General features: G+C 42.9%; 1 protein-coding gene. It reads right to left on the bottom strand.

Features of this window, described 5'->3' with window-relative positions; translation table 11 throughout:
- Positions 1 to 3,995, bottom strand: a 3,995-nt coding sequence (locus EO118_RS08495; protein ID WP_206168413.1) for a hypothetical protein, incomplete at both ends; no start/stop codon positions are given.

Here is a 3,995-nt window from a genome sequence, read left to right as displayed (position 1 = left end):
TTACCAGCAGCTACTTTTACAGCGCCTGCTGCTAAGTCTTTGACTGCATTTTTGCCATCATCGCTTAGGTTGCCTAAATCTTTATTCGCTGCGCTACCAACTTGTGTATCTACATAATCTTTGTTGGCTGCATCTGTACCTACAGTTGGAGCCGCTACATTAGAAATCACTTTATCACCAGCATTGATGCCATCTTTGCCGATTGTCACTGTTGTCACAGCCGGTTTTGCATCAGCAGCTGCCCCCGCTGGCAATGGTTGTGTATTCGTAATAGTCAGTTTATCTCCATCTAAGGCAAGTTTAGTACCTGCGCCATCAGTAGTTGTTGCATTCGTAACAGAAGTAATACCTACTAAGTCTTTTGCCAAACCGATTTCTAGTTTGCCATCATCAGTTTTCTTAGTGCGGATATTATTTGCTGCTGTTGTTGTCGTAGCAGGAACTGTGCCTTCACCAACGATATGTAAGGTTTCACCCAATTGTTTTTTGATGTCGTTTCCATCATTACCTTGGAATGTTAAACCTTTTGCAATGATTTCAGTAGCTGTGCTGTTCAAGTCACTTACGTTGACTGCCGCATGTTTCGTTTTTGCATCGCCTGCAGCTGTGTTCAAGTTGTCTAAGAATGTAGGCTTAGCACCATCAGCTGCTGCAACCGGAATCGCAGAGGCTACGTTGTTGAATACTGTTGTACCACCAGTTGTCGTTCCATCTGTGTTCACTAAACGAGCTTGCGGAGTTTTCACTTCATCAGCTGTTACACCTTGTGGAAGTTGATCTGCAGATTTTAATTTACCATTTTCATCTACAGCTTTCGCATTGTACCATTTGCCATCATCAGCTTTCACAACACGGTTACCGTTTTCATCCGTGTACACCACGCTACCAGCTTCGCCGTTTCGTAATGCATTCACTTTAGATGTTAGGTCTTTACCGTTCAAGCCATCTTCTGCTGTTAGACCATCTTTGCCCATGCCAGCATCAGCACCTGTACCAGGTTTGCCATCACGACCATCAACGCCATTAGCACCTACTGCTTTAGCAATATCATTTACTTTGTCTAATTTTGTTTTCGCATCATTAGACAAGCCAATGATCACTTTGCCATTATCTCCTGTTTCGATATGTAAACCTGCTTTAGCTGCTTCAGCTGTTGCAGTTGTACCATCACCTTGAACAAAGTGTAAACCAGTATTAACATTAACCGACTTAGCTTCTTCTGTGTTAGCTTTGTAACCCAAGCTAGCATTGCCAGTAGCAACATTATTTACATTTTCAATTGCTTTTTCTAAATAGCCTTTATTAACAAGGTCATTCGCATCTGTAGGTGTGGCGCTGCTTGTGATTTTAGAATTGCCAAAATCTACTTTTCCAACTTGTGCTGGTTTCGTTACTACACCATCAGGACCTGTTTCCGCCGCTGTTGTTGGTGTAATCGTAATAGATTGGTCGCCATTTTTGATCACCAATGGATCGTTACCATTACCAGAGATACCTTTCATGTTTGTTAACGTATCTGCTAAGCTTACAGTTAAACCATTCGTAGGGTCGGATGCTACTTGGATGTTCACACCTGGTGTTGCAGTTGCTGCTGGTGTGAAGTTTGCCGCACCTTTCACAGCTAATGTTTCACCTAATTTACGAGCTGCATCAGTTCCAGTATCTGCACTGAAAGTAAGCGGTTTTTCTGCCAACGTATTCAAGTCAGACGCATTAGCTTTATCCGCTAATGTATTGTTGATAGTTGTAATATCTGATTTATCAGCTTTTTCAGCTAATTTACTATGTAATTGGCCACCATTGATCGCATCGGTAGAACCAGCTTTGATTTCACCATCTGCAATGTTACTTAATTTAGTTGTACCACCAGTTGTTGTACCATCTGGGTTTACTAAACGAGCTTGTGGTGTTGCCACTTCTGTAGCTCCGTCCAGTTTATTACCTTTAGCATCTACTTTCTCAGCTGGATACCATTTGCCATCGTTAGCTTTTACAACACGTTTGCCGTTTTCATCAGTGTACACCACTGTACCAGCTTCGCCGTTACGTAACGCATTTACTTTAGTAGTTAAGTCTTTACCGTTTAGACCATCTTCTTTTGTTAAGCCGTCTTTACCCATACCAGCATCAGCGCCTGTACCAGGTTTACCATCACGGCCATCGATGCCGTTAGCACCATCTACACCTACTGCTTTAGCAATGTCGCTGACTTTCGCTAATGTATCTTTTGTATCTTGAGATAAGGCCACTGTATAGTTACGTTTGTTCGTAGCTGTATCTACTGTATCTCCACCTGAAACAGACAAGCCTTCTCCAGCAGCTACTGTTGTATCGATAGCATCTACTGTATATGTTGTTACATGGTCAACCGTAGCATCTGTAACCTTCACATTTTTACCAGCAGCTACTTTTACAGCGCCTGCTGCTAAGTCTTTGACTGCATTTTTGCCATCATCGCTTAGGTTACCTAAGGCTTTATTCGCCGCATTATCAATAGCATTACGAGTCGCTTCGTTTAAGCCAAATGTTACTTTACCATTATCGCCGGCTACGATTTCGATACCAGCTTTTGCAGATTCTGCAGTCGCCGTTGTGCCATCACCTTGAACAAAGTCTAGACCTGTTGTTACCGCTACTGTTTTAGCTGTTCCGCCATTTGCTTTATAGCCTAAGTTAGCTACGCCACCAACTTTGCTATCTACATAGGCTTTATTCGCTGCATCTGTATTAGCACCTGGTTCGCCAATATTTGTTAATTTGGATCCACCGAAGTCTACATCACCTTTTGCACCATTAGCACCTGGTTTTACTGTGATAACTGCATTGTCACCATTTTTGATTGTCAATGGATCTGTGCCATTACCAGAGATACCTTTCATGTTAGTTAAGGTATCTGCCAATTTCACCACTAAACCGTTCGCATTTTCAGTGGCATCTTTTTCCACACGAATGTTAACGCCGGCTGCTGTTGCTTCTGGAGTGGTAGCACTTGGTGTGAAGTTTTCCGCACCTTTTACAGTTAAGGTAGTACCTAATGCACGTGTTACATCTTTTTTATCATCGCCTGTGAAAGTCAATGGTTTCGCAGCCATTTCTTTCACGGTATTGATACGAGTATCTAGTTTATCAACTGCTGCACCTACATTGTTAACAGTCTCTTTGCCACCTGCTTCATCATCTTTTGTGATGCTGTATGTAGGTTGTGTTAATACGCCGTTACCGTCAACACCTGCATTGCCACCAAGGGCTGTTGCTAGTTCAGATTTAGCAGTATGCAATTGACCGCCGTTGACAGCATCTTTCGATTTGTCAGCAATTGTGCCATTCGCAATGTTGGACAATTTCGTACCTGTTGCTGTATCCGCTGTTGTAGTTGTACCATCTGGGTTCACTAAACGAGCTTGCGGCGCATCTACTGGAGTCGCTGTTACACCTTGTGGGAGTTGATCCGCAGATTTTAATTCACCTTTGTCAGTCACAGCTTTAGCATCATACCATTTGCCGTCATTAGCTTTCACAACACGGTTGCCATTTTCATCTGTATACACCACTGTTCCAGCTTCGCCGTTACGAAGTGCATTCACTTTAGATGTTAAGTCTTGACCGTTCAAGCCGTCTTGGCCTGTTAAGCCTTTATCGCCTGCTACTGCCGTTGCATCATCAGCTTTTTTACCAGTGCCTGCTTTGCCATCACGGCCATCTGCACCGATTGTGCCTACTGTGTTAGCTAAGTTTTCTACTTTCGCTAATGTATCTTTTGTAGCTTGAGACAATGCCACTGTGTAGTTACGCGTATTCGTAGCTGTATCTACTGTATCTCCGTTTGTAACTTCAAGGCCTTCTCCAGCTTCTACTTTCGTATCGATAGCATCTACTGTGTATGTTGTTACATGGTCAACCGTAGCATCTGTAACCTTTACATTTTTACCAGCAGCTACTTTTACAGCGCCTGCTGCTAAGTCTTTGACTGCATTTTTGCCATCATCGCTTAGGTT

The organism is Veillonella sp. 3891, assembly GCF_003992315.1.
Classification (GTDB): domain Bacteria; phylum Bacillota; class Negativicutes; order Veillonellales; family Veillonellaceae; genus F0422.
Note: the sequence above shows the minus strand (reverse complement) of the source record. Positions and strands in the feature narration are given on the sequence as shown.